Origin of the sequence: Bacillus thuringiensis (genome assembly GCF_001455345.1) — a bacterium.
GTDB lineage: Bacteria > Bacillota > Bacilli > Bacillales > Bacillaceae_G > Bacillus_A > Bacillus_A thuringiensis_N.
Window position 1 is genome coordinate 466,075 of record NZ_CP013274.1, and the last position, 21,426, is coordinate 487,500.

Here is a 21,426-nt window from a genome sequence, read left to right on the forward strand (position 1 = left end):
CCTTCCCCATTCATCAATTTGAAAATGATAATCACGACACAAATTGATTATGGTTTCATTCAGTTTATAATCGTATAATACTTTATCTAGTCAAAAAAATAAACTAGTTTTTTTTATTTTTTTTGTAAATTATTTTTCCATCAATCATGGTTAGTACAGGCTTGGCTAAATAATGGAAAGGATGATGGGTCCAGAGCACAAGATCAGCGTCTTTTCCAGCCTCAATGCTTCCAATTCTATCCTCTAAACGTAAATTTCGCGCTGGAAATATAGTGATTCCTTCTAGTGCCGTTTTTTCGTCTAATCCTTCCCTTACTGCGACAGCAGCACAAATATTTAAATATTGAATGGGTGTATAGGGGTGATCTGTTGTGATGGAAACTTCCACTCCATTTTTTGATAATATATGGTAAGTATCCCATGTTTTGTTTTTTAGTTCGATTTTAGAACGGCGTGTAAGCGTGGGGCCAACTGAAACCTTCAAATTGTGTTTCGAAAGTTCTTCAACAATAAAGTGTCCTTCTGTACAATGTTCAATACGTAAATCAAGATTGAACTCTGTTGCAAAGCGTAGAGCAGAACTAATATCATCTGCTCGGTGAGCGTGGATACGTACGGGTATTTCACGGCGTAATGCTTTTAAGATAGGAAGCATTCGAAAATCAGCTTCATGCCCGTAGTGCTGTGCTTCATAGAATGATTCCCGAAGTAATCCCATAATTCCCATACGCGTAATGGACTCTTTTGTTCCATTACTATGGACCTTTTTAGGATTTTCTCCAAAGGCAATCTTTAAGCCAGCAGGTTCTTGAATAATCATATGATCAATACAAGTTCCAGCTGTTTTTATTACACAAGTAGTACCACCAATAATGTTTTGACTTCCTGGCATAACGTGAACAGTTGTGATTCCATTTTGTATCGCATCTTGAAATGCAATATCAAAAGGGTGAATTCCGTCCAAAGAACGGATATGTGGTGTTGAAACCTCAGATGTTTCATTTGCATCATTGCCAGCCCAACCAGTACCTTCATCATAGAGACCAAGATGGGTATGGACATCAATAAATCCAGGTAAGAGATGAAGAGCACGTGCGTCTATAACTGTCATATCTTGAGTAGGTTGAATGGAAGGCTTGACCTCAGCAATTTTTTCTCCTATAACGAGTACATCCCCTTGAAATTTTTGGGATGTAATAGGATAGACAATGGCTTGTTTGAGCAATATTTTCATAGGTACCTCATTTCTGTTACTTTATAATGTTAATGAAATTTAAGGGAAAGTAACTGAAAGATTATTTGTGTAATAATGCTCCGGATGCTAGAAAATGAAAGTTTTGAAAGGGACCCCTGTAAAACTGTGTTTTAGAAGTACTACATTGTATGCGAAAGTATATTTTGTAATGCATGGTCTATTGACGGAAATCTGTATTGATACCCATGCTCAATTGCTTTACTAGGTAATACATGTTGACCTTCTAGTACAAGTATGCTCATTTCACCCAATAAAGTGTGAAGCATAAATGAAGGGACAGGTAACCAATGAGGTTTTTTTATGATAGTTGCAATGATTTCTCCAAATTCCTTCATTCTTATAGGTTGGGGAGCTGTAATGTTAAGAGGTCCATCAATTTCTTCGTTGTGTATGATGAAATCGATCATGCGAACGACATCGTCTATATGAATCCATGATAACCATTGGTTTCCAGACCCGACTGTACCTCCGATATAGAATTGATAGGGAAGTAGCATCTTTGGAAGGGCTCCTCCGTCTGGACCTAATACGACTCCGAATCTTGCGTAGATTGTTCGTATTCCGAGAGAACGTGCTTTAGATGCTTCTTGTTCCCATGAATATACTGTATTTGCTAAAAAGTCATTTCCAGGAATCTCATGCTGTTCTGTAAAAGACTCGGTTTCAGACGTTCCATAGTATCCAATAGCACTTGCGTTAATAAATGTGTTTGGTTTTGTATTTAGTTTTTGTAATTGTTTAATGAGTCCTTTTGTTGTTTGGATTCTACTGTTTAAAATGGATTCCTGTCGTTTCTTTGTCCATCTACTATTAATAGACTCTCCAGCTAGATTAATAACTACATCAATAGAGGAGATGGGGAAGATTTGTAAATCTGGTGTCCATTGTACGTATTGAAGGTTAGGATGTGAAGTTTCAGTAGTTTTGTTTCGCGAGAGAATGTAAACAGTATATCCTTTTTGAATAAAAAAAGTAGAAAGGTATTTACCGATAAAGCCGGTACCACCAGAAATTGCGATTTTCACAATTATTTCCTCCTCATTATATATATTCTTGAAAAGCAAAAACGTTCCTTAACTATGTTAAAATAATAGAGAGGTGAGAGTATGGCTGTCATTACAAAAATAGAAGTGCAAAAACGATCGAAAGAACGGTTTAATATTTATATCGATAAAGGTCAAGGTGAAGAGTACGGGTTTAGTGTGAATCAAGTAATCTTAATAAAACACGGATTACAAAAGGGTTTAGAAATTGATGAAATAGCGTTAGGAAATATTTTGTACAATGAAGAGGTACAAAAAGCATATTTACAAGCAATCTCTTATTTATCCTATCAAATGAGAACGAAACAAGAAATAGAAGATTTTTTACGAAAAAAAGAAGTGGGACAGGCCATCATCTCTGAAGTCGTTTCGAAATTATTACATGACCGATATATTAATGATAAAGAGTACGCTGTTTTATATACGAGAACACAAAGTAATGTGAATCGAAAAGGTCCCACTGTTATTAAAAGAGAGTTGTTAAATAAAGGTGTTCAGGATCTAATTATTACGCATAGTTTACAAGAATATCCGAAGGAAAAGCAAATTGAAAATGCTTTATTTCTTATAGAAAAGAAGAAAAGATCTTATCAAAAACATTCCTTTTTACAAATGAAGCTAAAGTTAGACGAAATGCTTGTTCGTAAAGGGTATTCTAGAGATGTGATTCAAATTTGTTTGGAAGAATTGAAAGACGAAAAAGATGACGAACAGCAACAAGAAGCGTTACACTATCATGGGAATAAATATTATGAGAAATATAAGAAGTATGATGGATGGACATTTGAAAATAAGATGAAACAAGCGTTATATCGCAAAGGGTTCTCTATTGATGAGATAGAGATGTTTTTGCAGATGAAACGCGAAGAGGGATGAGGGGAATAAGATGAATATGCCAAAGCGCTACAGTGAAATGACACCACATGAGCTAAGGGAAGAAATTGGGGTATTGAAAGAGCAAGCGATAAAAGCGGAGCAACTTGGAATCGTAAATGAGTTCGATGTATTAATGAGAAAGATGGCAATGGCTCGCGCTTATATGACTGACATAAACAAATTCCATATTGGTGAGATATATGAATTGGTAGAAGAACCTGGTATATTATTTGAAATTACTTATTTCAATGGGGTATTTGCTTGGGGACATAAGCAAAATGATAATGAAGAAATTGGAATACCGATTTCCTTATTGCAAGAAAAATAAAAACCAGAGAGCAAATATCTCTCTGGTTTTCATCTTTGGTAGGCGTTACAGGAGATAGGAGATTCTAAAATTGGCGTTTTTTACATTCATTCGCCAATATAATGAGAGACTGGGTTTGTTGCGTCTGTCCGTTAACTTGCGCTTTTGCATGTTTCGGACGAGTCCACGTATGGTTAAATAATTCAGAACGACTATCTAAGCGATCACGGTAGCTCATCTTTATCACCTCGTGTAGGAAGTTAATTTACTTTGTTACTACTCTTCCTGCTGATTTGCAGCACGCATACGTTCTTGTGGGTGCGTGTTAATTGTGCCGTTAGGTCGTTTCGAAGCGAAGCGTGATTTCGCTTTCGGTTGACCGTCGATTTTGCTGTTGTTTTTTGACTCAGACCAAAATTCGGCTTGTTTACCCATTGCGAACGCCCTCCTCATCATCAGTTGATACCTCTTTAAGAAGTATCAATTATAGAATGTGCAAAATAGAAGAAACTATCCTTTAGAAATGAAGGGATAAATAGGTAAAAGGAGAATAAAACATGAATGATATTTATGAAGCATTAACGAAAGAACTATTAGACAAAAATGACAAGCTTTCTTACGCACAAGCTCGTGCGTGGGTTGAATTACTGTGGGAAGATTTTCAAACAACTTATGCGAAATCGGGTCGTTACCAAGGTGATGAAATGACTGAACAAGTTGTAAGAACATGGATTAATAATCATGGAGCGCGTCTTCATGAAATGCGTACAAATAATCCGAAATATAGCCATTTAATCAATCAAGAAGATCATTTGAAACATTAAAAAAAGCGACTTAAGTCGCTTTTTTTAATGTGGAAGTAATTCCAGCTTTTTTCGAAGTTTTTCTTCACTAAAAATCCAGCCTGTATAGGAACTAATAATATTTAAATTGTGGTCGAGTTGGACAATTGCAACGAATGGATAATAATCTTTGCTGCGATATCGCAAATCAATGAATCGAACTTCGTAATAATGATCATAATCGAAAATGTCCCAGCGATAAACTGGGGAGAAAGATAGAAATGCTGAGATGTTTTCATCTTGTTTAGCTGCACGCATAATAGCATTATCTGGGAACGGTACCCGGTCGAACTTATCATATACCATGATGTTACCACGATGCCATCTAGCAACGTAGTAATAATCAGTCGTAACGATTGCTAAATGATAATGATAAAATCGATAAGAAGGAGAAATGATTATCTTCTCAACGTTATTGAAACGTTTATATACGACGCTACGTATGTTTCTATGCATCATAATCCGCCCGATATAGTAAACAACCATCAATATATACGCTGCTAAGGCAGTATATCCTTTATGGGAACCTACGAGCATACAAGCAATCGCGAGTAGGTGGATAAAGAAAATGACGGTATCAAATGTATTAATGATGCCGAGCGCTACCCATTTTTTTGTGAAGGGCCGTAATGCCTGTGTACCGTAGGCATTGAAAATATCTACAAAGACATGAAGAAAGACTGCAATAAATGACCAAAGTAGTAGATGCAAATATGGAGCGTCTGAAAAGAAGGCGAAAGAGATGCCACTTATAAGGAATGACCAAAGAATCACTGCAGGAATGGAATGAGTAATCCCACGATGATTTCTTATATATTTAGCGTTATTACGCAATTTTAAAACTGTATCGATGTCAGGAATATTGGAACCAGCAATTGTAGCAAGCATAACCGCTTGTGGCCCAATATCACTTTGTGCTATGGCTGGATCTAACGTTGCCAAACTGCCTAGAGTAACGCCCATAACAAGGTGAGTGGCTGTGTCCATAGAAATCCACCTCCGTTTTTTATTAATGTAACTCTTTTTATTCGATACCTCAAGTCCTTTGCCTTCTATTTCCTATGTCATCTTACTTAAATTTTTTCCTAAAATCTTTATAATAGTACTTATATGCAAAAAAATGAGGGGGATCAAGTTTGACACTTGAAATATTAAATAACTTTAACATAGAGCAGTTTCAAAATGATTTAATTGGTTGGTTTGAAAAAGAGCAACGCGACTTACCGTGGCGTAAAAATAAAGATCCATATCGTGTTTGGGTTTCAGAAATTATGTTGCAGCAAACAAGGGTAGAAGCTGTAAAACCATATTACGCGAATTTTATGGGGAAGTTTCCTACTCTAGAAGCTTTGGCAAATGCTGATGATGAAGAAGTGTTAAAAGCATGGGAAGGTTTAGGGTATTATTCTAGAGCGCGAAATTTACATGCGGCGGTAAAAGAAGTAAAAGAAGTATATGGTGGGATTGTGCCAAGTGATGTAAAGAAGATTGAGAAATTAAAAGGAGTCGGCCCCTATACAAAAGGTGCTATTTTAAGTATCGCATATGGTATACCAGAGCCGGCAGTTGACGGAAATGTTATGCGTGTATTGTCTCGCATTTTATCAGTGTGGGATGACATTGCAAAACCGAAAACTAGAAAAGTGTTTGAAGAGATTGTGCGTGAAATTATTTCGGCTGAAAATCCATCTTATTTTAATCAAGGTTTGATGGAATTAGGAGCAATGATTTGTATTCCTAAAAATCCAGCATGCTTACTTTGTCCTGTACGTGAGCATTGCAGGGGATATGCTGAAGGTGTTCAAAAGGAATTACCAGTAAAAAGTAAAGCGAAAGCTCCTACGATGGTACCAATTGTTGCAGGAGTACTTCAAACGGAAGATGGTCGTTACGTCATTAATAAACGTCCAAGTACCGGTTTATTAGCTAATATGTGGGAGTTTCCGAATATTGAACTTGGCGAAGGGATTCGTAATCAGAAGGAACAGCTTATAGATTATATGAAAGAAAAATTTGAGCTTTCGATTTCTATTGAAGAATACGCAATGAATGTACAACATACGTTTACACATCGCACTTGGGATATATTCGTATTTTACGGAAAAGTAACTGGTGAAATCGTTGAAACAGATACATTGAAATTTGTATCGAAAGAAGCATTTGAGCAGTTACCTTTCTCGAAATCGCATCGTACGATTTATGAGAATTGTGTTGAGAAAATTACGATGCAATAAAGTGAAACTTTAATCAGTGGGGGTTTTCTTCATCCCCCACTGATTATCAGCCCTCACCAATCGGACTTTTATGGGCAGTTGATCCCCCACCTAAATTCTTTGCTTTCGCTGCATTTTGAGGTGGGGGTCTTACTGCCCATTAAAGCGGGATAAACAAAAAAGTGTTCCCTAGATTGGGAACACTTTTTTAATCGTAAGAAATTTTTGTCCCATGAGTCCAACTAGCATCACCTTCTTGTAAGCCCCCCCTTGATTCGATTTCTATAACAATTTCTTTATAAATACTTTGCCCTTCTGCGTTTAAATAGGGCAAAATCTGTTGTAATGAATGATGAAAATAAGCTAATTCATCTTCTTTCCATTCGTTTTTTGAAACCATCGTTAGTTCAGTCATATCGCGTCCTATATACATATTTCCACCTCCATTTTCTATAGTTTGAATGAGTAACAAGAGATATATGCGGAATTTTTTTAAAAGAAAATTACGGATAGATTCTAGTTGAATTGGTTACATTATTGATTGTGGAGGTGAGAAAGATGAGTAAAAAACAACAAGGTTATAACAAGGCAACTTCTGGTGCTAGCATTCAAAGTACAAATGCTAGCTATGGTACAGAGTTTTCAACTGAAACAGATGTGCAAGCAGTAAAACAAGCAAACGCACAATCGGAAGCAAAGAAAGCACAAGCTTCTGGTGCACAAAGTGCAAACGCTAGTTATGGTACAGAATTTGCAACTGAAACAGATGTGCATGCTGTGAAAAAACAAAATGCAAAATCAGCTGCAAAACAATCACAATCTTCTAGTTCAAATCAGTAATGAAAGAAAAACACTTCTCTAATTCGGGAGAAGTGTTTTCTTTGTGCGTGGGTCATGGTAATGAAAATAAAGTGAACGACATAACTTCTAATAAGTCAACAAATGTAGTCAAAGGAGAAGGAAGTTAAAGATTAGAAATATGTAATAAGGAATAATAACTGATAAATAAGTCCAAAAGGGGGTAAGTAATGAACGATTTTGATAAGTTGGTAAGAGAACAATTGGAAACGATGGATGAGTTGTTAAAGTTACAAGCTCATCTAGAGAAGTATCAGCAAATTGAAATGAGCGAAAAGGATACGTGCGATAAAAAGGAATTACATTTTATCCGCCAAGAAATATATAGAACAGAATTAGCGTTAAAACTGTTACATGAGAAATTTGAAGAGCAAACAAATAGTGTGATTCAATCTTTTGAAACTGAAAAAATGATTTCGAATTTAGGCTAAGATATACTGTTATCTTTAGGTGAAAGGTCCTTCTTTACGTGGAAATAAGGAAGGGCTTTTTTTATTCTCATTTCCTCGTTTGTAAATAATTCAGCGAAGGCCCCGTCTCCTAGGAAGATTAGGGATATGGTATTCAGTGTGAAAAATAGAGTCTTGTCGCTTTAGTTTTAAAATTTCGACAAAAAAGTTATAATAGAAAAAAAGTGAATGCAGTTCAAAGGGCATTTGCAGTTGAAAGAAGGGAGCATATATGGGATTTCCCAAAGAAGGAGAAAAAGTACAAATACATAGTTATAAACATAATGGCTCCATTCATAGAATGTGGGAAGAGACAACAATTTTAAAAGGGACACAGAGTCTTGTAATCGGAGCGAATGATCGTACAGTAGTGACGGAATCAGATGGCCGAACATGGATTACTCGTGAACCAGCAATTTGTTATTTTCATGCAAACTATTGGTTTAATGTGATTGGAATGTTAAGGGAAGAGGGAGTATATTATTATTGTAATTTAAGCTCACCTTTTGCATATGATTCTGAAGCATTGAAGTACATTGATTACGATTTAGATATTAAAGTGTATCCAGATATGACATATACGCTTCTAGATGAAGATGAGTATGAAAAGCATAGTCAAATTATGCAATATCCACCTGTGATTGATACTATTTTAAAACGAAATGTAGCACAATTAACACAATGGATTCATCAAAGAAAAGGGCCATTCGCGCCAGATTTCGTAGATATGTGGTATGAGAGATATTTAATGTACAGAAATTAAAACAAACCTGCAGGGGATTTCCCGGCAGGTTTGTCCTATTAGAGGGGGGATTATGTGCAAGGTATAAAAAGATATTTGCAATTTGTTAAACCATATCGATGGCTTATTGCTATTACGATTATGATAGGTCTAGTTAAATTCGGCATTCCGCTTATTATGCCGTGGTTATTAAAGTATATTATTGATGATGTCATTCAGGGAGGAGGGTCACTTCAAGATAAAACGTCCCAACTAGTAACAGCGATTGGGATTGCTTTTTTTATTTTTGCAGTAGTAAGACCGCCAATTGAATATTATCGTCAATATTTTGCGCAACGTATCGCAAATACAATACTATATGATTTGCGAAAACATATTTTTGGTCATTTACAAAAGTTGAGTTTACGTTATTATTCGAATACAAAAACAGGGGAGATTATTTCACGTGTCATTCATGATGTAGAACAAACGAAGGATTTTGTAATTACTGGTTTGATGAATGTTTGGTTAGATACGGCAACAATTGCTATCGCTATTATTGTTATGTTTTCTATGAATATAAAGTTGACATTTGTTGCGCTATTAATTTTACCTATTTATGTAGTGGCAGTGAAATATTTTTTCGGGCGTCTTCGAAAATTGACGAAAGAGCGTTCACAAGCGTTAGCAACGATGCAAGGGTATTTACATGAACGTATTCAAGGAATGCAAGTGACACGTAGCTTTGCATTAGAAGAGTATGAGGGGAAGCAGTTTGAAAAAAGAAATAATGAATTTTTGACGAAAGCGTTAACGCATACGAGCTGGACGGCGAGAACATTTTCAGCAGTAAATACATTAACAGATTTGGGGCCGTTACTTGTAATCGGTTTTGCAGCATATGAAGTGGTTCAGGGGCAGTTAACATTAGGGACTATGGTTGCTTTTGTTGGATATATGGATAGTTTGTATAGTCCACTTCGCCGCCTTGTTAATTCCTCAACGACATTAACACAGTCTTTTGCATCGATGGATCGGGTGTTTGAACTGTTAGATGAAAAATACGATATTGTGAATGTGCCAGGTGCGGTACAAACGAAAAAATTAAATGGCGAAGTGATATTTGATAATGTATCTTTTCGTTACAATTCGGATGAAAAAGAGGTATTACATAACCTTTCGTTAACTATGTTACCAGGAGAGAAGGTAGCACTTGTAGGAGCGAGTGGGGGAGGGAAGTCATCTCTTGCTAGTTTAATCCCGCGTTTCTATGATGTCTCTTCAGGCGCAGTTTATGTAGATGGGATAGATGTTAGAAAGTATGATATGAGAAATTTACGTAGTCATATTGGAATTGTACTACAAGATAATTTGTTATTTAGCGATACAATCGGGGCAAATATTTTATATGGAAATCCGAAAGCTACAGAGGAAGAAGTGATTGCAGCTGCCAAAGCTGCGCAAATTCATGATTTTATTATTGAGTTACCTGATGGTTATGATACTGTCGTTGGGGAACGTGGTGTGAAGTTATCTGGTGGGCAAAGGCAACGTGTAGCGATTGCACGAGTGTTTTTAAAGAATCCATCGTTACTTATATTAGATGAAGCGACTTCGGCTTTAGATTTAGAAAATGAACGATATATTCAAGAGGCGCTTCAGACGTTAGCTGCTGATCGAACGACGATCATAATTGCACATCGATTGGCGACGATTACGCATGTGGATACGATTATTTACATTGAAGATGGTGAAATTAAAGAAACAGGTTCTCATGAAGAATTAATGAAAAAAAGAGGATATTATCACAATTTATATCAACTTCAACATATAACAGAAACAGCTCCTTTAGCGTAAAAGGAGCTGTTTTTTATTCGTCTTCTTTTTTATCATCGATTTTAAGTTCTGCTTCTGGTTTATGGTATGTGTAGAAGCTATCCACAAGTAAATCTAAATGCTCTACTTCTTCACTATAGTTAATAATGGCAGAAATAAGAGGGAAGAGGTGTAGCCATGTTTTATAAGCTTCCTCATCATCCTTGTTTTGATATTCCATAAAGATATCAATTAATTCTTGTTTACCTGTTTCAACTTCATCAAGCATTTCAACGGATTGTTGTTTTTTTGCTTTACCAATAAATTTTAATAAAACTTGTTCATGATAATGTGTTAATGAATCAAGTTCGTTCTGGATAGATTCCTGAAATTCTTCTGGCATATAGCGCAGTTCGTTTTCAGTACGATGTAATGATTTTAACGTACTTAAAGCACGACTTGTCGTCGCTAACATTTGTCTGAATAAAACAAGCTTACGAATTTTTGCGAACTTTACTTTTTTCGTATAGCTTCTTTCTTCTTTATACAGCAAATAGTAATGGTTGAGTTTGATCATTTTTTCTTTCATACGATCAATATCAGTTTTTAATGTTGTAAAATCAGAAGCTTGCCTGCTATTCATTCGAATCCATTTTACAATTTCTTCTGTATTATCAACGATACGATGATAGAGCTTTGTTTCGTATTTTGGCGGCATAAACACTAAATTTACAAGTGAAGCCGCAATAATTCCAATCATAATCGTCGCAAAGCGAAGTAAGGCAAAACTAAAGAAATCTTCGCCCTGATACTCCATAATGGCGATAACTGTTACTAAAGCAATTGATATTGTGTTTTCTAATCGTAATTGTAACGTAAGCGCAATTACTAATATACATGTTAATCCAATAATAAAAGGATTATGTCCAAAAGCAGTAGCAAATACGATAGCGAATACCGCGCCAATGACGTTTGCTTGAATTTGCTCAAGAGCAGTTAAATACGAACGGTATACAGACGGTTGAACAGCGAAGATAGCTGAGATCCCCGCAAATACCGGACTCGGTAATTGAAGCAAAATACAAGCAAATAAAGCTAATGTGATGGCAATACCCGTTTTTAAAATGCGAGCACCAAGTTTCATACCCTAAATAAGATCCTTTCTCTTGTCATAATGGATGTACAACATGATACTATACATTCATTACAATATGTTAGCAAGTGATATTTTAGTGACATTCAAAAGAAATTAAGATTCATTTATACTTTTTCCTAATTCTTTTTAAACATCAATTTTTAGTAAAAAAACCTGCTGAATTTCAGCAGGTTTCAAATTGTTACTATAGATTACTATGAGAAGTGTACTTCGTCAATTTTTTCTTGAAGATGAAAATTAGGCATATCACTCTGTTGAGATAGATGGATCAGCCTGCTCTTTTTTCGGGATAATTTCAAAAAACTGTTGCTGCATATCATTGAGTAACGGTGTTAACAAAGCAACTTCCTCGTATTGCTCATGTTCATTTAATACACGGATATAATCTAGTAATAAATTGGTTACATCTTGCACACCATTTTTACTAATTGGTTGTAATGTAACATTTGCTCCTTTTGCGATTCTTCTTTTTAAGGCCTGTTCTGTTAAACCTAAGCTTGAATCATGACGTAAATAAACAACACCGCCAGTCATACCAGCACAGATCCATGGGCCAGGATCCCCTAAAACAAGCGCTCGCCCATTTGTCATATATTCAAATGCGAAACCTTTAATATTAGAGTATGCTCCTATATTCCCTTGTTCTTTTTCACGGAGTGGCTTTGTCATACGCCCTCCAATTATCATGTCTGCTCCAGAGAGGCGAATACCAGCGCGAGCATCAGCGTTACCTTGAACGTATAGCGCCCCTTTTTGTGCACCGTATCCAAAACCTTTTCCGACAGAACCGTTATAATATAGGCCGTCTTTTCCTTTTGCTTTTGTTATATAAATACCACCACCAAAGGAGGTTTTACCAATACCATCTTGTGCACCACCATTTACGTGTATAAATAAGTTCTCACTATTGTAAGCACCTAATCCATTGCCAGGAATAGAGCCATTCGTATACTTTAATGTAAGTGGTTCAAGCTTCGTGTCTTCATATAATTTACTACGAACGCGATAGCAAGATTCTAAACCACCCATAACGCGTTGCTCTACGCCAACGCCTACTAATTCTTTTGAATGAGGGGAATGAATTGTTTCAAATTGTTTTTCTGGTACGTGCTCTGTTTTTGTAACAGATGGATGTTCTATCGTTTGTAGTAAATTACATAAGTCTAATAAATTTTTTCCTCGAACTTGTTCTAATAAATCAGAACGCCCGACAATTTCTTGTAAATTTGTATAACCAAGATTTCCTGTTAATCGTTTTAGTTCTACGCCAAAAGTAGTGAATAAATGTAATAATCCAGCAACGGCGCTTTCTAATTCGCGCGGGACGAAACGGCGTAATCCGTGTTCTTTCGCCTGAGCTTCAGATTCAATTTGTGTTGCAATTCCAACATGACAAGTATCTAGATGGCACCCGCGGCAAGTTGTACAGCCGATTGCAATCATAGATAATGTACCAAATCCAATGCGGTTTGCTCCGAGGAGCATGATTTTCAAGGCATCATTAACGCTTCGGATACCGCCATCAGCCCAAATTTCTACTTTATGTCTCATATTTGCTTCTAATAAAGCGTTGTGAGCGGCTTTCACACCAATTTCTACAGGAAGACCTACATGTTGCAATGCGTGAATACGTGCAGCACCTGTACCACCATCAAATCCGCTAATGTTAATAAAATCAGCACCAGCTTTTGCAATACCGACAGCAATTGTTCCAATGTTAGGAACAACAGGGACTTTTACAGCTACCTTTGCAAGTTGATTAGCCGTTTTAATTTCTGTAATCATTTGAGCTAAATCTTCAATGGAATAAATATCATGGTTGTTAGAAGGTGAAATTAAATCAGAGCCAATTGTCGCATTACGTGCTTCAGCGATTTTGGCTGTTACTTTTGAACCTGGCAAATGTCCACCTTCACCAGGCTTTGCGCCTTGCCCAATTTTTATTTCAATTAAGTTTGATGAATTTAGTAGTTCGGCGTTTACGCCAAATCGCCCAGATGCAATTTGTTGTCCGCGTGTATGTGGATATTTTCCAATCATATCTTTAATTTCGCCGCCTTCACCGTTCAAGCTAATCATATTTAGCTGGTCGGCCGCTTCTGCATATGCACGAAAGGCAATTTCATTTTGAGAACCAAATGACATGGAACTAATAATAAATGGTAAATCATGCTTTTGAATGCCGATGGACACTTCTTCAGTTGGAATGACATGCTTTGTTTGTTTCGTTTGAACAAGATGTCTAATTGCGATTGGGTTATTTTCTTCTAATTCACTTAACTTGTCACGGTAATCATCATAAGAGTTTCCTTTTGCGACATCGCCGATTGCTTTCCAAATTCGCGGGAATATATGAAAAGATTTTCGCATTCTAACTTTAGGATCGTTATAATCATCTGCTCGCATTTGTGCATCTTCAGCAAGTGACTCAAGCGAGAAAGCTACATCATTTGAACCGAAGAAATTCGTAATTTGTAATATATTTGCGATTTCCTCATGTAATCCGATAGAAGAATAGAGGCGACCGTAACCACGTAATTCATGAATTCCAATTGTTGAAATGACTTTTTCCAGTCCTTTATTAAGTGCATTATATAAATTCGTAATTGGCGTTTTTGTCCCATCATTGACGGTTGCAAATAATAAATATGGATTAATACTATCTGCTCCTAATCCATACAGTGTGACGATATCGTGTAAGGAGCGAAGGGCACCGGAACGTATAACGAGAGAGCAGTTTCGGCGTAATTTATTTTCGCTTAATACTTGATGTACTTTAGCGGTAACTAAATGCGGATCAATCCATAACTGTTCATTTAGATGAGCGTGGGCATCGTCTATTAATAGTAAGGAAGCTCCATCGTTCACGGCTGTTATCGCTTCAGAACCAATTCGATTTAAGGCGCATTGTAAAGTTTCTGTAGGACTGAATGTAGCAGAGATTGTAGCGATAGAGCTATGAGTATTGAATAGCTGTATAAGTTGTTCGTACGTAATTGTGTGTAATTCCTCTGCAATAGATTGTGCTACACTTCCTTCTAAAATAATTGGGGAAAGCATTTCAACTACAAATGGCTGTTTAGTATCGCTTAATAAACTTGGGCGCTCTCCAAGTATCGTTCGTGTGGAGAAGTGTTCGATCTCTCGATCACGATCGATTGCTGGATTTGTAACAACAGCTACACTTTCCTTAATGAAGTCAGCGATATTTCTTCTATCAGTATCGAGTGCGGCAAGTGGTGAGTCATGCCCAAGTGAGCGAATTGGCTCAACGCCTTTTGTTGCCATCTGTTCAAGAAGCTGAATATGTTCTCGGTCCCATCCAAAAGCAACGTATTGCTTCGTTTCAACTTGCGTAGCATCACATAAACCTTGGATCTCTTTCGTTTCAGGGATAGATAAATTCAAATGATAATCGGTAACATCCACTCGCTTTTTAAAACGGTTATATACTTGAGTTTGGTAGTCATCGTATTCGTAGAGTACAAGCTCATCTTGTTCATTCCATTTTAATCCGACCTTTTCTCCAGGAGCGAGTGGTTTTGGTTCTGTTACATATTCAGTTGGTAATACAACTCCAGGTTCAGAAGAGAAAATATAAGAACTCGCTGTCTCTACTTTCCATACTGGTCGTAGTCCAAGGGAATCAACGCTGAAAACAGCTTCATCTTTATAACGTGAAATAATGCCAGCTGGACCTTGTGCGAAATGGCCCCATGCTTCACGCATATACGTATATAAATCTTGTAAATGCGGTTCATAAAGTTTAATTTCATTAATAATTGGCGGGAATAGTATATCCATTGCTTCAAATAAACTGTAGTCGTATTGAACAAGTAGAGTTTCTAAGGTGCGGTTTAAATCTTGGGAGTCACTGCCCCCAGCAGTAAGTGGAACATGAATCATGTCAGCTTGATCGCGTAATTTTGCAATTGTGTTAATTTCACCATTATGTCCGAGAACGCTAAATGGTTGTACACGAAAAAAATTAGATAATGTATTAGTAGAATAGCGGTTATGTCCTAGTGTCATAGTTGAAGCGATAAGAGGATGTTGTAAATCATTGTAATAGGCAACAAGTGTATCACCAGCGCCTAGAACTTTATATACAACATGGTCACGACTTAAGGAAGCAACATGAATCGCTTCGTTTTCCTCTATTTTTATCGTTACTGAAAATAATATTTGCTCAATATTTTTAACTTCATTTTCTGCGATAAGAGCAACTTGCCAAAATAAAGGTTCTTCTTGTTTACCGAGTGGACCGAGTGCATCGGAATTTATTACATCGTCACTTTCGAAAAGGATTGCAAGGTTTTCGTTGTTTAGTTGTGTGCGAATATGATTTTTTAGATTAACGATATTCTCTTTTTTGTTTAGAAAAAAATGTCCAACGATAAAGTGGGGATGATCCACAATCGTTGGATTGTATCCGTTATTTTTCAACTTTTCATTCCAAAGTGCTTTTGGGACATCAATGTGAATGCCAATGCCATCTCCTTCACCATTAATGAAACCAGCTCGGTGATTCATTTTGATTAGTGATTGTATACAAAGATCAATGTTTTCTTTTGTAGGAATTTTTCGTTTCTCCATAACGGAAACGATTCCACACGCATCATGTTCTGCATTTTTATAATCTCGAAATAAAGACGGTGTCCATGTATTTGTTTTATTGAGCATCCGTCAATCCCCCCTCTTATTAAAGTTTGAATAATCTTACTATTAAAGGCGTGAGCGGCCTTATATACAAGGATAGTAAGGATATAAAAGAAAAATAAAACAGATAATTATGAATAATTATACTATTAATAAAGGATTTATGAAATAGAAAAAAGGAAAAAAGAAAGATGTGCTTTCTTTTTTCCTTTTAATGACGGGATTATTTATTATCCGCTAAAGCAGCGAATGCTCGGCCTACAGCTTCGATTGTATATTCAATATCTTCTTTTGTATGTTCTGTTGTTAAGAACCATGCCTCGTATTTAGAAGGTGCTAAGTTAACGCCTTCTTGAAGCATTAGCTTGAAGAATTTACCGAACATTTCACCATCTGTATCTTGTGCTGCATCGTAATCTTCAATTGTATTTGTTGTGAAGTATACAGTTAAAGCACCTTTTAGACGGTTTAATGTAATATCGATATTATGTTTTGCAGCTTGCTCTAAAATTCCTTTTTCAAGCATGGCACCAAGTTCATCTAATTTCTCATAAAGTCCTTCTTGTTGAAGAACTTCTAGACAAGCAATACCAGATGCCATAGAAGCAGGATTTCCTGCCATTGTACCAGCTTGATATGCAGGTCCAAGCGGAGCAACTTGTTCCATAATTTCTTTCTTACCACCGTAAGCACCGATTGGAAGTCCGCCGCCAATAACTTTACCAAGCGCTGTTAAGTCTGGTGTTACGCCAAGTAAATCTTGAGCACCACCGTACATGAAGCGGAAAGCAGTAATAACTTCATCATAAATTACTAGTGCACCAGCTTCGTGAACAAGTTCATTCACCTTCTCAAGGAATCCAGGTTTTGGCTCTACAATACCGAAGTTTCCAACAATCGGTTCTACAAGAATAGCTGCTACTTCATGTCCCCATTTATCTAATGCCTCTTTTAAAGTTTCTACATTATTAAATGGAACGGTAATAACTTCTTGAGCGATACTTTGTGGTACACCAGCTGAGTCAGGAGTTCCTAGTGTAGAAGGACCAGATCCAGCTGCTACAAGTACTAAATCAGAATGACCGTGGTAACAACCAGCAAATTTCATAATTTTTGTGCGGCCTGTGTAAGCACGAGCGACACGAATTGTCGTCATTACTGCTTCAGTACCAGAGTTTACAAAGCGTACTTTATCTAAAGCAGGCATTGCTTCTTTTAACATTTTTGCGAATTTTACTTCTAGTGCTGTTGGTGTTCCGTAAAGTACCCCGTTTTCAGCAGCTGTTGTAATTGCTTTTGTGATGTGCGGGTGAGCATGTCCAGTAATAATAGGACCGTATGCTGCTAAATAATCGATGTATTTATTTCCGTCTACATCCCAGAAATAAGCACCTTTTCCACGTTCCATAGCAACAGGAGCGCCGCCGCCAACCGCTTTAAAAGAACGAGAAGGACTATTAACACCGCCAACGATATGTTCTAAAGCTTCTTTATGTAATGCTTCTGACTTTGTGAATTTCACTACAATTCATCTCCTTACAAAAATCTATGTATTATTCTAACATGTTTTTCGAAAAGACGTATTGTTTGTGATAGAGAAGGCAGTTGGGTAAACTATTCGTTGTGACATTTAGGAAGGGGGTCCGATTATGAAATCGGTAATTGAGGTACAAGGGTTACGTAAAGAATTTACAGCCTATTCAAGTCGTCCGGGTTTAAAGGGTGCATTTCGCGATTTATTAAATCGTAATTATAAAATAGTACCAGCAGTAAATGATGTATCTTTTACTGTAAAACAAGGTGAGATGGTTGGTTATATCGGTGAGAATGGTGCTGGTAAATCAACAACAATTAAAATGCTTACGGGGATTTTGACTCCGACATCAGGAGAGATTTTAGTAAATGGAATGAACCCACATAAGCAGAGAGAGGAATTTGCAAGAACAATTGGTGTTGTTTTCGGTCAACGCTCGCAACTTTGGTGGGATATTGCTGTACAAGAATCGTTTCGTTTATTAAAAAAAGTGTACGGTGTATCAGACGCTCAGTATAAAGAACATATGGAGCACGTAATCGAAACATTAGATATTGGTCCTTTATTAGACAAGCCAGTTCGAAAGTTATCTCTAGGTCAAAGAATGCGTTGTGAATTAGCCGCAGCATTAATTCATAACCCACCGTTATTATTTTTAGATGAACCAACAATTGGGCTAGATGTACTTGTGAAATTGAAAATACGTGAATTTTTAAAAGAAATGAATGAACGTTATAAAACAACAATTTTATTAACAACCCATGATATTACTGATATTGAAGCATTATGTGAGCGCGTTATCATGCTAGATGAAGGAAATATTATGTATGACGGTTCTTTAAATAATCTTCGTACGCAGTGGGGAGCAGAGAAGGAAATACATTTTCAGTTTATTGCACCAGTTTCCTATCAGGCTTTATCAATGGTTATGCCGGATAGTCATGTCGTTTGGTCGAAAGCGAAAGAGGAAAACACGTGGGTTGCAAAAATCCCGAATGAAGAAGTTATTATTTCAATGCTTATTTCTAAAGTAGTACAAGCTTTTCAAATTAAAGATTTAAAAATTAATGAAGTGTCTACAGAGGAAATTATTCGTAACATTTATGAAGAAGGTATTAAACATGGGTAAGTACATTGAAATGATTCGAATTCGCTTTTTAATGATGCTTGCGTATCGCACAAACTATTATAGCGGGATTTTAATTTATACAATTAATATCGGTGCGTATTATTTTTTATGGCAGGCAATTTATAGCGGAAAAGAGAACATTGAAAGTTTATCTATTTCGCAAATGACTACGTATATCGCAATTGCATGGATGGCACGTGCCTTTTATTTTAATAATATAGATAGGGAAATTGCGATGGAGATTCAAGAAGGACGTGTAGCGGTAGAACTAATTCGTCCATATAACTATTTAGGAATGAAAGTGATGCAAGGTCTTGGTGAAGGAATATTTCGTTTCGCATTCTTTTCAATTCCGGGTATGGTTATCGTTACCTTATTATTTTCATTGCAAATTACAACGAATTTTCAAACATGGTTATATTTCTTCTTATCTTTAATATTTAGTTTTATTATTAATACACAAATTAATTTAATGACGGGAATGCTTACGTTCTTCCTATTTAATAATAGTGGAATTATGTATGCAAAACGTGTTGTTATTGATTTATTTTCAGGTCTATTATTACCAATTAGTTTTTATCCGTTATGGGCCCAAAAGGCAATGATGTTTTTACCGTTTCAGGCCATTAGTTATATTCCGAGTATGATTTTTTCAGAAGGTATACAAGGAAGTAAATTGTATGAGGCATTATTATTCCAAGTAATTTGGGCAATTGTACTTATTATTCCAATTGTACTCATGTGGAGAACGGCGAGAAAACGTCTAATTGTACAAGGGGGATGATGAGATGATATATATAAAACTATTTTTGCAATATGCAAGCCAATATATAAAAACAAAATTGGAGTATCGGGGCGATTTTATCGTTGGATTACTTTCTGATTTATCACTACAGGCTGTTAATTTAATCTTTATTCTTGTTGTGTTTGGGCATACACAAGCATTAAAAGGCTGGAATAGAGAAGAAGTAATCTTTATTTATGGTTTCTTTTTAGTGCCGTTTGCCATTTTCTCAGCCTTTTTTAACATATGGGACTTTAATGATCGTTACATTATTAAAGGAGAAATGGATCGTATATTAACGAGACCGATTCATAGCTTGTTTCAAATTATATTAGAAAGAATGGAACTTGAGTCTTTAATTGGGGCCATTACAGGAATGATTGTAATGGGATATGCAGCTGTGGAGTTACAACTATCTTTTTATTGGTACGATTTCTTTTTATTCTTACTGATGGTAGGAGGGGGCGCCCTTGTATACGGCGGGATATTTGTTACGCTTGCGAGCCTGGGTTTTTGGTCGGATGCGAAAAGTTCAATTATGCCTCTCATGTATAACATAGGTAACTATGGTCGCTATCCTGTTAATATTTATAATCGTGTGATTCGCTTCATTTTAACGTTTGTTTTACCGTTTGCATTTGTCGGAGTTTATCCGGCAGCATACTTTTTAAGAAAAACGGAGTGGAATAACTATGCATTTGCAACACCATTCGTTGGTGTTATCTGTTTTACGATTGCGCTCACTCTTTGGAATCAAGGGGTAAAAAGGTACCGTGGTGCTGGGAATTAATTATAGAAGCTTGTTTGTTTCTAAGGGATAAATCCAATGGCTATCTCATACATATAAAATGAGGTGGAGGACATGTTATGGGGATTTATTCTATTAATTGCAGCAATCGCTATTTTGAAAAGTGTCCAATTGTTATGGAGTTCATATTCAGATTCAACGCGTTTTTTTTCGTTATATAATTTAGCTACATTATTTTTGATTTATACGACAGTACTGATTGCGTTTGGATTAAGTTACGTTGTATTAGAAGAAATGGGTTTTTCCGTTTTAAAAGAGGATGGAGAAAGCTTGAACGCTCACTCTTTTCAACTCGTTGAAATTTGTTTATATTTTAGCGCGGTTACTTTATTGTCTGTTGGTTATGGTGATATATCTCCGATTGGAATCGGTCGATGGATTGCAATCGGAGAAGCGCTAATTGGATATACACTACCGTTTGCTTTTGTGATGAGGTCTGTAATAGACAATGAAAAATAAGACAGCATTTGATATAGTAAAAGAAAAGAGTAGGAGTGATAACAATGATCACAGTAGGAGAAATGGCTCCAGAATTTACATTAGAGGGAAGTAACGGTGAACAAGTTCGCTTAGCTGATTTTCGTGGTAAAAATGTAGTGCTATATTTTTATCCGAAAGATATGACTCCAGGGTGTACAACTGAAGCGTGTGATTTCCGTGATTCGTATGGGCTATTTCAAGAGAAGGACACGGTTATTCTTGGAGTGAGTCCGGATCCGGCAAATAGACATTTGAAATTCATTGAGAAGCATGAACTTCCATTTACACTTTTAGTAGACGAGGATCATAAAGTAGCAGAATTATATGATGTTTGGAAATTGAAAAAGAACTTTGGGAAAGAGTACATGGGAATTGAGCGTTCTACATTCCTTATTAATAAAGACGGTGAGCTTGTAAAAGAGTGGCGTAAAGTGAAAGTGAAGGGGCATATTGAAGATGTTCTTTCTTATATAAAGTAAATCTATAGTGGAGATAAA

At 36.4% G+C, this 21,426-nt stretch carries 22 protein-coding genes; 13 read left to right on the forward strand and 9 right to left on the reverse strand.

Translation table 11 applies throughout. The annotated features are described in order from the left end of the window. Positions 1-103: 103 nt before the first annotated feature. Positions 104-1,234, reverse strand: a complete 1,131-nt coding sequence (locus ATN06_RS02620; protein WP_060629434.1) for an amidohydrolase — start codon at positions 1,232-1,234, stop codon at positions 104-106. 140 nt (positions 1,235-1,374) lie between these two features. Continuing rightward, on the reverse strand, positions 1,375-2,280 hold the full coding sequence (locus tag ATN06_RS02625) for a TIGR01777 family oxidoreductase (RefSeq protein ID WP_060629435.1): 906 nt from the start codon (positions 2,278-2,280) through the stop codon (positions 1,375-1,377). Positions 2,281-2,361: 81 nt separating this feature from the next. Here ATN06_RS02625 and recX point away from each other — a divergent pair, with 81 nt between their 5' ends. Beyond that, positions 2,362-3,174 carry a recombination regulator RecX gene (gene recX, locus ATN06_RS02630; protein ID WP_060629436.1) on the forward strand — a complete coding sequence of 271 codons (813 nt, stop codon included), beginning with the start codon at positions 2,362-2,364 and terminating at the stop codon, positions 3,172-3,174. A 10-nt stretch (positions 3,175-3,184) separates the two neighbouring features. Next, positions 3,185-3,502, forward strand: coding sequence for a YfhH family protein (locus tag ATN06_RS02635; RefSeq protein ID WP_060629437.1), 318 nt, complete (start codon positions 3,185-3,187; stop codon positions 3,500-3,502). Positions 3,503-3,566: 64 nt separating this feature from the next. On the opposite strand, the gene ATN06_RS02640 is transcribed toward ATN06_RS02635, so the two are convergent. After that, complete coding sequence (locus ATN06_RS02640; protein ID WP_000122093.1) at positions 3,567-3,719, reverse strand: YpzG family protein; 153 nt, start codon at positions 3,717-3,719, stop codon at positions 3,567-3,569. A gap of 38 nt (positions 3,720-3,757) precedes the next feature. After that, on the reverse strand, positions 3,758-3,916 hold the full coding sequence (locus ATN06_RS02645; RefSeq protein WP_000517891.1) for a small, acid-soluble spore protein K: 159 nt from the start codon (positions 3,914-3,916) through the stop codon (positions 3,758-3,760). 122 nt (positions 3,917-4,038) lie between these two features. Between ATN06_RS02645 and ATN06_RS02650 the strand changes: the two genes are divergently transcribed. Continuing rightward, positions 4,039-4,305 carry a YfhJ family protein gene (locus tag ATN06_RS02650; protein WP_060629438.1) on the forward strand — a complete coding sequence of 89 codons (267 nt, stop codon included), beginning with the start codon at positions 4,039-4,041 and terminating at the stop codon, positions 4,303-4,305. A 24-nt stretch (positions 4,306-4,329) separates the two neighbouring features. Here ATN06_RS02650 and ATN06_RS02655 read toward each other — a convergent pair whose 3' ends face one another. Continuing rightward, positions 4,330-5,310 (reverse strand): metal-dependent hydrolase, encoded by a 981-nt coding sequence (locus tag ATN06_RS02655; protein WP_060629439.1) that lies wholly within the window; start codon positions 5,308-5,310, stop codon positions 4,330-4,332. A gap of 149 nt (positions 5,311-5,459) precedes the next feature. On the opposite strand from ATN06_RS02655, the gene mutY reads away from it, so the two are divergent. Further along, positions 5,460-6,557, forward strand: a complete 1,098-nt coding sequence (gene mutY / locus ATN06_RS02660; protein ID WP_060629440.1) for an A/G-specific adenine glycosylase — start codon at positions 5,460-5,462, stop codon at positions 6,555-6,557. Between the two features lie 187 nt (positions 6,558-6,744). Here the strand turns inward: mutY and ATN06_RS02665 are convergent, their stop codons facing one another. Continuing rightward, the gene (locus ATN06_RS02665; protein WP_000275444.1) at positions 6,745-6,969 is read right to left on the reverse strand and encodes a hypothetical protein; all 225 of its coding nucleotides are present in this window, start codon (positions 6,967-6,969) and stop codon (positions 6,745-6,747) included. A gap of 125 nt (positions 6,970-7,094) precedes the next feature. On the opposite strand from ATN06_RS02665, the gene ATN06_RS02670 reads away from it, so the two are divergent. The 4 genes from ATN06_RS02670 to ATN06_RS02685 all read left to right on the forward strand — a co-directional run bounded on the left by ATN06_RS02670 (position 7,095) and on the right by ATN06_RS02685 (position 10,421). After that, positions 7,095-7,376, forward strand: a complete 282-nt coding sequence (locus ATN06_RS02670; protein WP_000039044.1) for a gamma-type small acid-soluble spore protein — start codon at positions 7,095-7,097, stop codon at positions 7,374-7,376. Positions 7,377-7,564: 188 nt separating this feature from the next. Continuing rightward, a complete protein-coding gene (locus ATN06_RS02675; protein WP_060629441.1) occupies positions 7,565-7,825 on the forward strand; it encodes a YgaB family protein in 261 nt (86 codons plus the stop codon). Positions 7,826-8,075: 250 nt separating this feature from the next. Next, positions 8,076-8,606 (forward strand): nucleoside tri-diphosphate phosphatase, encoded by a 531-nt coding sequence (locus tag ATN06_RS02680; RefSeq protein WP_000506628.1) that lies wholly within the window; start codon positions 8,076-8,078, stop codon positions 8,604-8,606. Positions 8,607-8,660: 54 nt separating this feature from the next. Then, positions 8,661-10,421 carry an ABC transporter ATP-binding protein gene (locus tag ATN06_RS02685; protein WP_060629442.1) on the forward strand — a complete coding sequence of 587 codons (1,761 nt, stop codon included), beginning with the start codon at positions 8,661-8,663 and terminating at the stop codon, positions 10,419-10,421. A 13-nt stretch (positions 10,422-10,434) separates the two neighbouring features. Here the strand turns inward: ATN06_RS02685 and ATN06_RS02690 are convergent, their stop codons facing one another. The 3 genes from ATN06_RS02690 to hemL all read right to left on the reverse strand — a co-directional run bounded on the left by ATN06_RS02690 (position 10,435) and on the right by hemL (position 17,716). Further along, positions 10,435-11,523, reverse strand: coding sequence for an aromatic acid exporter family protein (locus ATN06_RS02690; RefSeq protein WP_060629443.1), 1,089 nt, complete (start codon positions 11,521-11,523; stop codon positions 10,435-10,437). 258 nt (positions 11,524-11,781) lie between these two features. After that, on the reverse strand, positions 11,782-16,218 hold the full coding sequence (locus ATN06_RS02695) for a glutamate synthase-related protein (RefSeq protein ID WP_060629444.1): 4,437 nt from the start codon (positions 16,216-16,218) through the stop codon (positions 11,782-11,784). Positions 16,219-16,417: 199 nt separating this feature from the next. Further along, positions 16,418-17,716 carry a glutamate-1-semialdehyde-2,1-aminomutase gene (gene hemL, locus ATN06_RS02700; protein WP_000673241.1) on the reverse strand — a complete coding sequence of 433 codons (1,299 nt, stop codon included), beginning with the start codon at positions 17,714-17,716 and terminating at the stop codon, positions 16,418-16,420. 127 nt (positions 17,717-17,843) lie between these two features. On the opposite strand from hemL, the gene ATN06_RS02705 reads away from it, so the two are divergent. From ATN06_RS02705 to bcp, 5 genes are all read left to right on the forward strand, one after another. After that, complete coding sequence (locus ATN06_RS02705) at positions 17,844-18,857, forward strand: ABC transporter ATP-binding protein (protein ID WP_060629445.1); 1,014 nt, start codon at positions 17,844-17,846, stop codon at positions 18,855-18,857. Further along, positions 18,850-19,641 carry an ABC transporter permease gene (locus ATN06_RS02710; protein WP_000521517.1) on the forward strand — a complete coding sequence of 264 codons (792 nt, stop codon included), beginning with the start codon at positions 18,850-18,852 and terminating at the stop codon, positions 19,639-19,641. The genes ATN06_RS02705 and ATN06_RS02710 overlap by 8 nt, the downstream gene beginning before the upstream one ends. A gap of 4 nt (positions 19,642-19,645) precedes the next feature. Next, positions 19,646-20,431, forward strand: coding sequence for an ABC transporter permease (locus ATN06_RS02715; protein WP_060629446.1), 786 nt, complete (start codon positions 19,646-19,648; stop codon positions 20,429-20,431). Between the two features lie 72 nt (positions 20,432-20,503). Next, positions 20,504-20,908: a potassium channel family protein gene (locus ATN06_RS02720; protein ID WP_060629447.1), complete on the forward strand. Its 405-nt coding sequence runs from the start codon at positions 20,504-20,506 to the stop codon at positions 20,906-20,908. Between the two features lie 44 nt (positions 20,909-20,952). Further along, positions 20,953-21,408: a thioredoxin-dependent thiol peroxidase gene (bcp, locus tag ATN06_RS02725; protein WP_060629448.1), complete on the forward strand. Its 456-nt coding sequence runs from the start codon at positions 20,953-20,955 to the stop codon at positions 21,406-21,408. The last annotated feature ends 18 nt before the right edge of the window (positions 21,409-21,426 follow it).

Bases quoted from the DNA above. Each gene is read 5' to 3' on its own strand.
- recX (WP_060629436.1), top strand. From the start codon at position 2,362: ATGGCTGTCATTACAAAAATAGAAGTGCAAAAACGATCGAAAGAACGG.
- ATN06_RS02680 (WP_000506628.1), top strand. From the start codon at position 8,076: ATGGGATTTCCCAAAGAAGGAGAAAAAGTACAAATACATAGTTATAAA.
- ATN06_RS02640 (WP_000122093.1), bottom strand. From the start codon at position 3,719: ATGAGCTACCGTGATCGCTTAGATAGTCGTTCTGAATTATTTAACCAT.
- ATN06_RS02655 (WP_060629439.1), bottom strand. From the start codon at position 5,310: ATGGACACAGCCACTCACCTTGTTATGGGCGTTACTCTAGGCAGTTTG.
- ATN06_RS02695 (WP_060629444.1), bottom strand. From the start codon at position 16,218: ATGCTCAATAAAACAAATACATGGACACCGTCTTTATTTCGAGATTAT.
- ATN06_RS02710 (WP_000521517.1), top strand. From the start codon at position 18,850: ATGGGTAAGTACATTGAAATGATTCGAATTCGCTTTTTAATGATGCTT.
- ATN06_RS02720 (WP_060629447.1), top strand. From the start codon at position 20,504: ATGTTATGGGGATTTATTCTATTAATTGCAGCAATCGCTATTTTGAAA.
- ATN06_RS02650 (WP_060629438.1), top strand. From the start codon at position 4,039: ATGAATGATATTTATGAAGCATTAACGAAAGAACTATTAGACAAAAAT.
- ATN06_RS02705 (WP_060629445.1), top strand. From the start codon at position 17,844: ATGAAATCGGTAATTGAGGTACAAGGGTTACGTAAAGAATTTACAGCC.
- ATN06_RS02675 (WP_060629441.1), top strand. From the start codon at position 7,565: ATGAACGATTTTGATAAGTTGGTAAGAGAACAATTGGAAACGATGGAT.
- ATN06_RS02635 (WP_060629437.1), top strand. From the start codon at position 3,185: ATGAATATGCCAAAGCGCTACAGTGAAATGACACCACATGAGCTAAGG.
- ATN06_RS02715 (WP_060629446.1), top strand. From the start codon at position 19,646: ATGATATATATAAAACTATTTTTGCAATATGCAAGCCAATATATAAAA.
- ATN06_RS02690 (WP_060629443.1), bottom strand. From the start codon at position 11,523: ATGAAACTTGGTGCTCGCATTTTAAAAACGGGTATTGCCATCACATTA.
- ATN06_RS02645 (WP_000517891.1), bottom strand. From the start codon at position 3,916: ATGGGTAAACAAGCCGAATTTTGGTCTGAGTCAAAAAACAACAGCAAA.
- ATN06_RS02620 (WP_060629434.1), bottom strand. From the start codon at position 1,234: ATGAAAATATTGCTCAAACAAGCCATTGTCTATCCTATTACATCCCAA.
- ATN06_RS02665 (WP_000275444.1), bottom strand. From the start codon at position 6,969: ATGTATATAGGACGCGATATGACTGAACTAACGATGGTTTCAAAAAAC.
- ATN06_RS02670 (WP_000039044.1), top strand. From the start codon at position 7,095: ATGAGTAAAAAACAACAAGGTTATAACAAGGCAACTTCTGGTGCTAGC.
- bcp (WP_060629448.1), top strand. From the start codon at position 20,953: ATGATCACAGTAGGAGAAATGGCTCCAGAATTTACATTAGAGGGAAGT.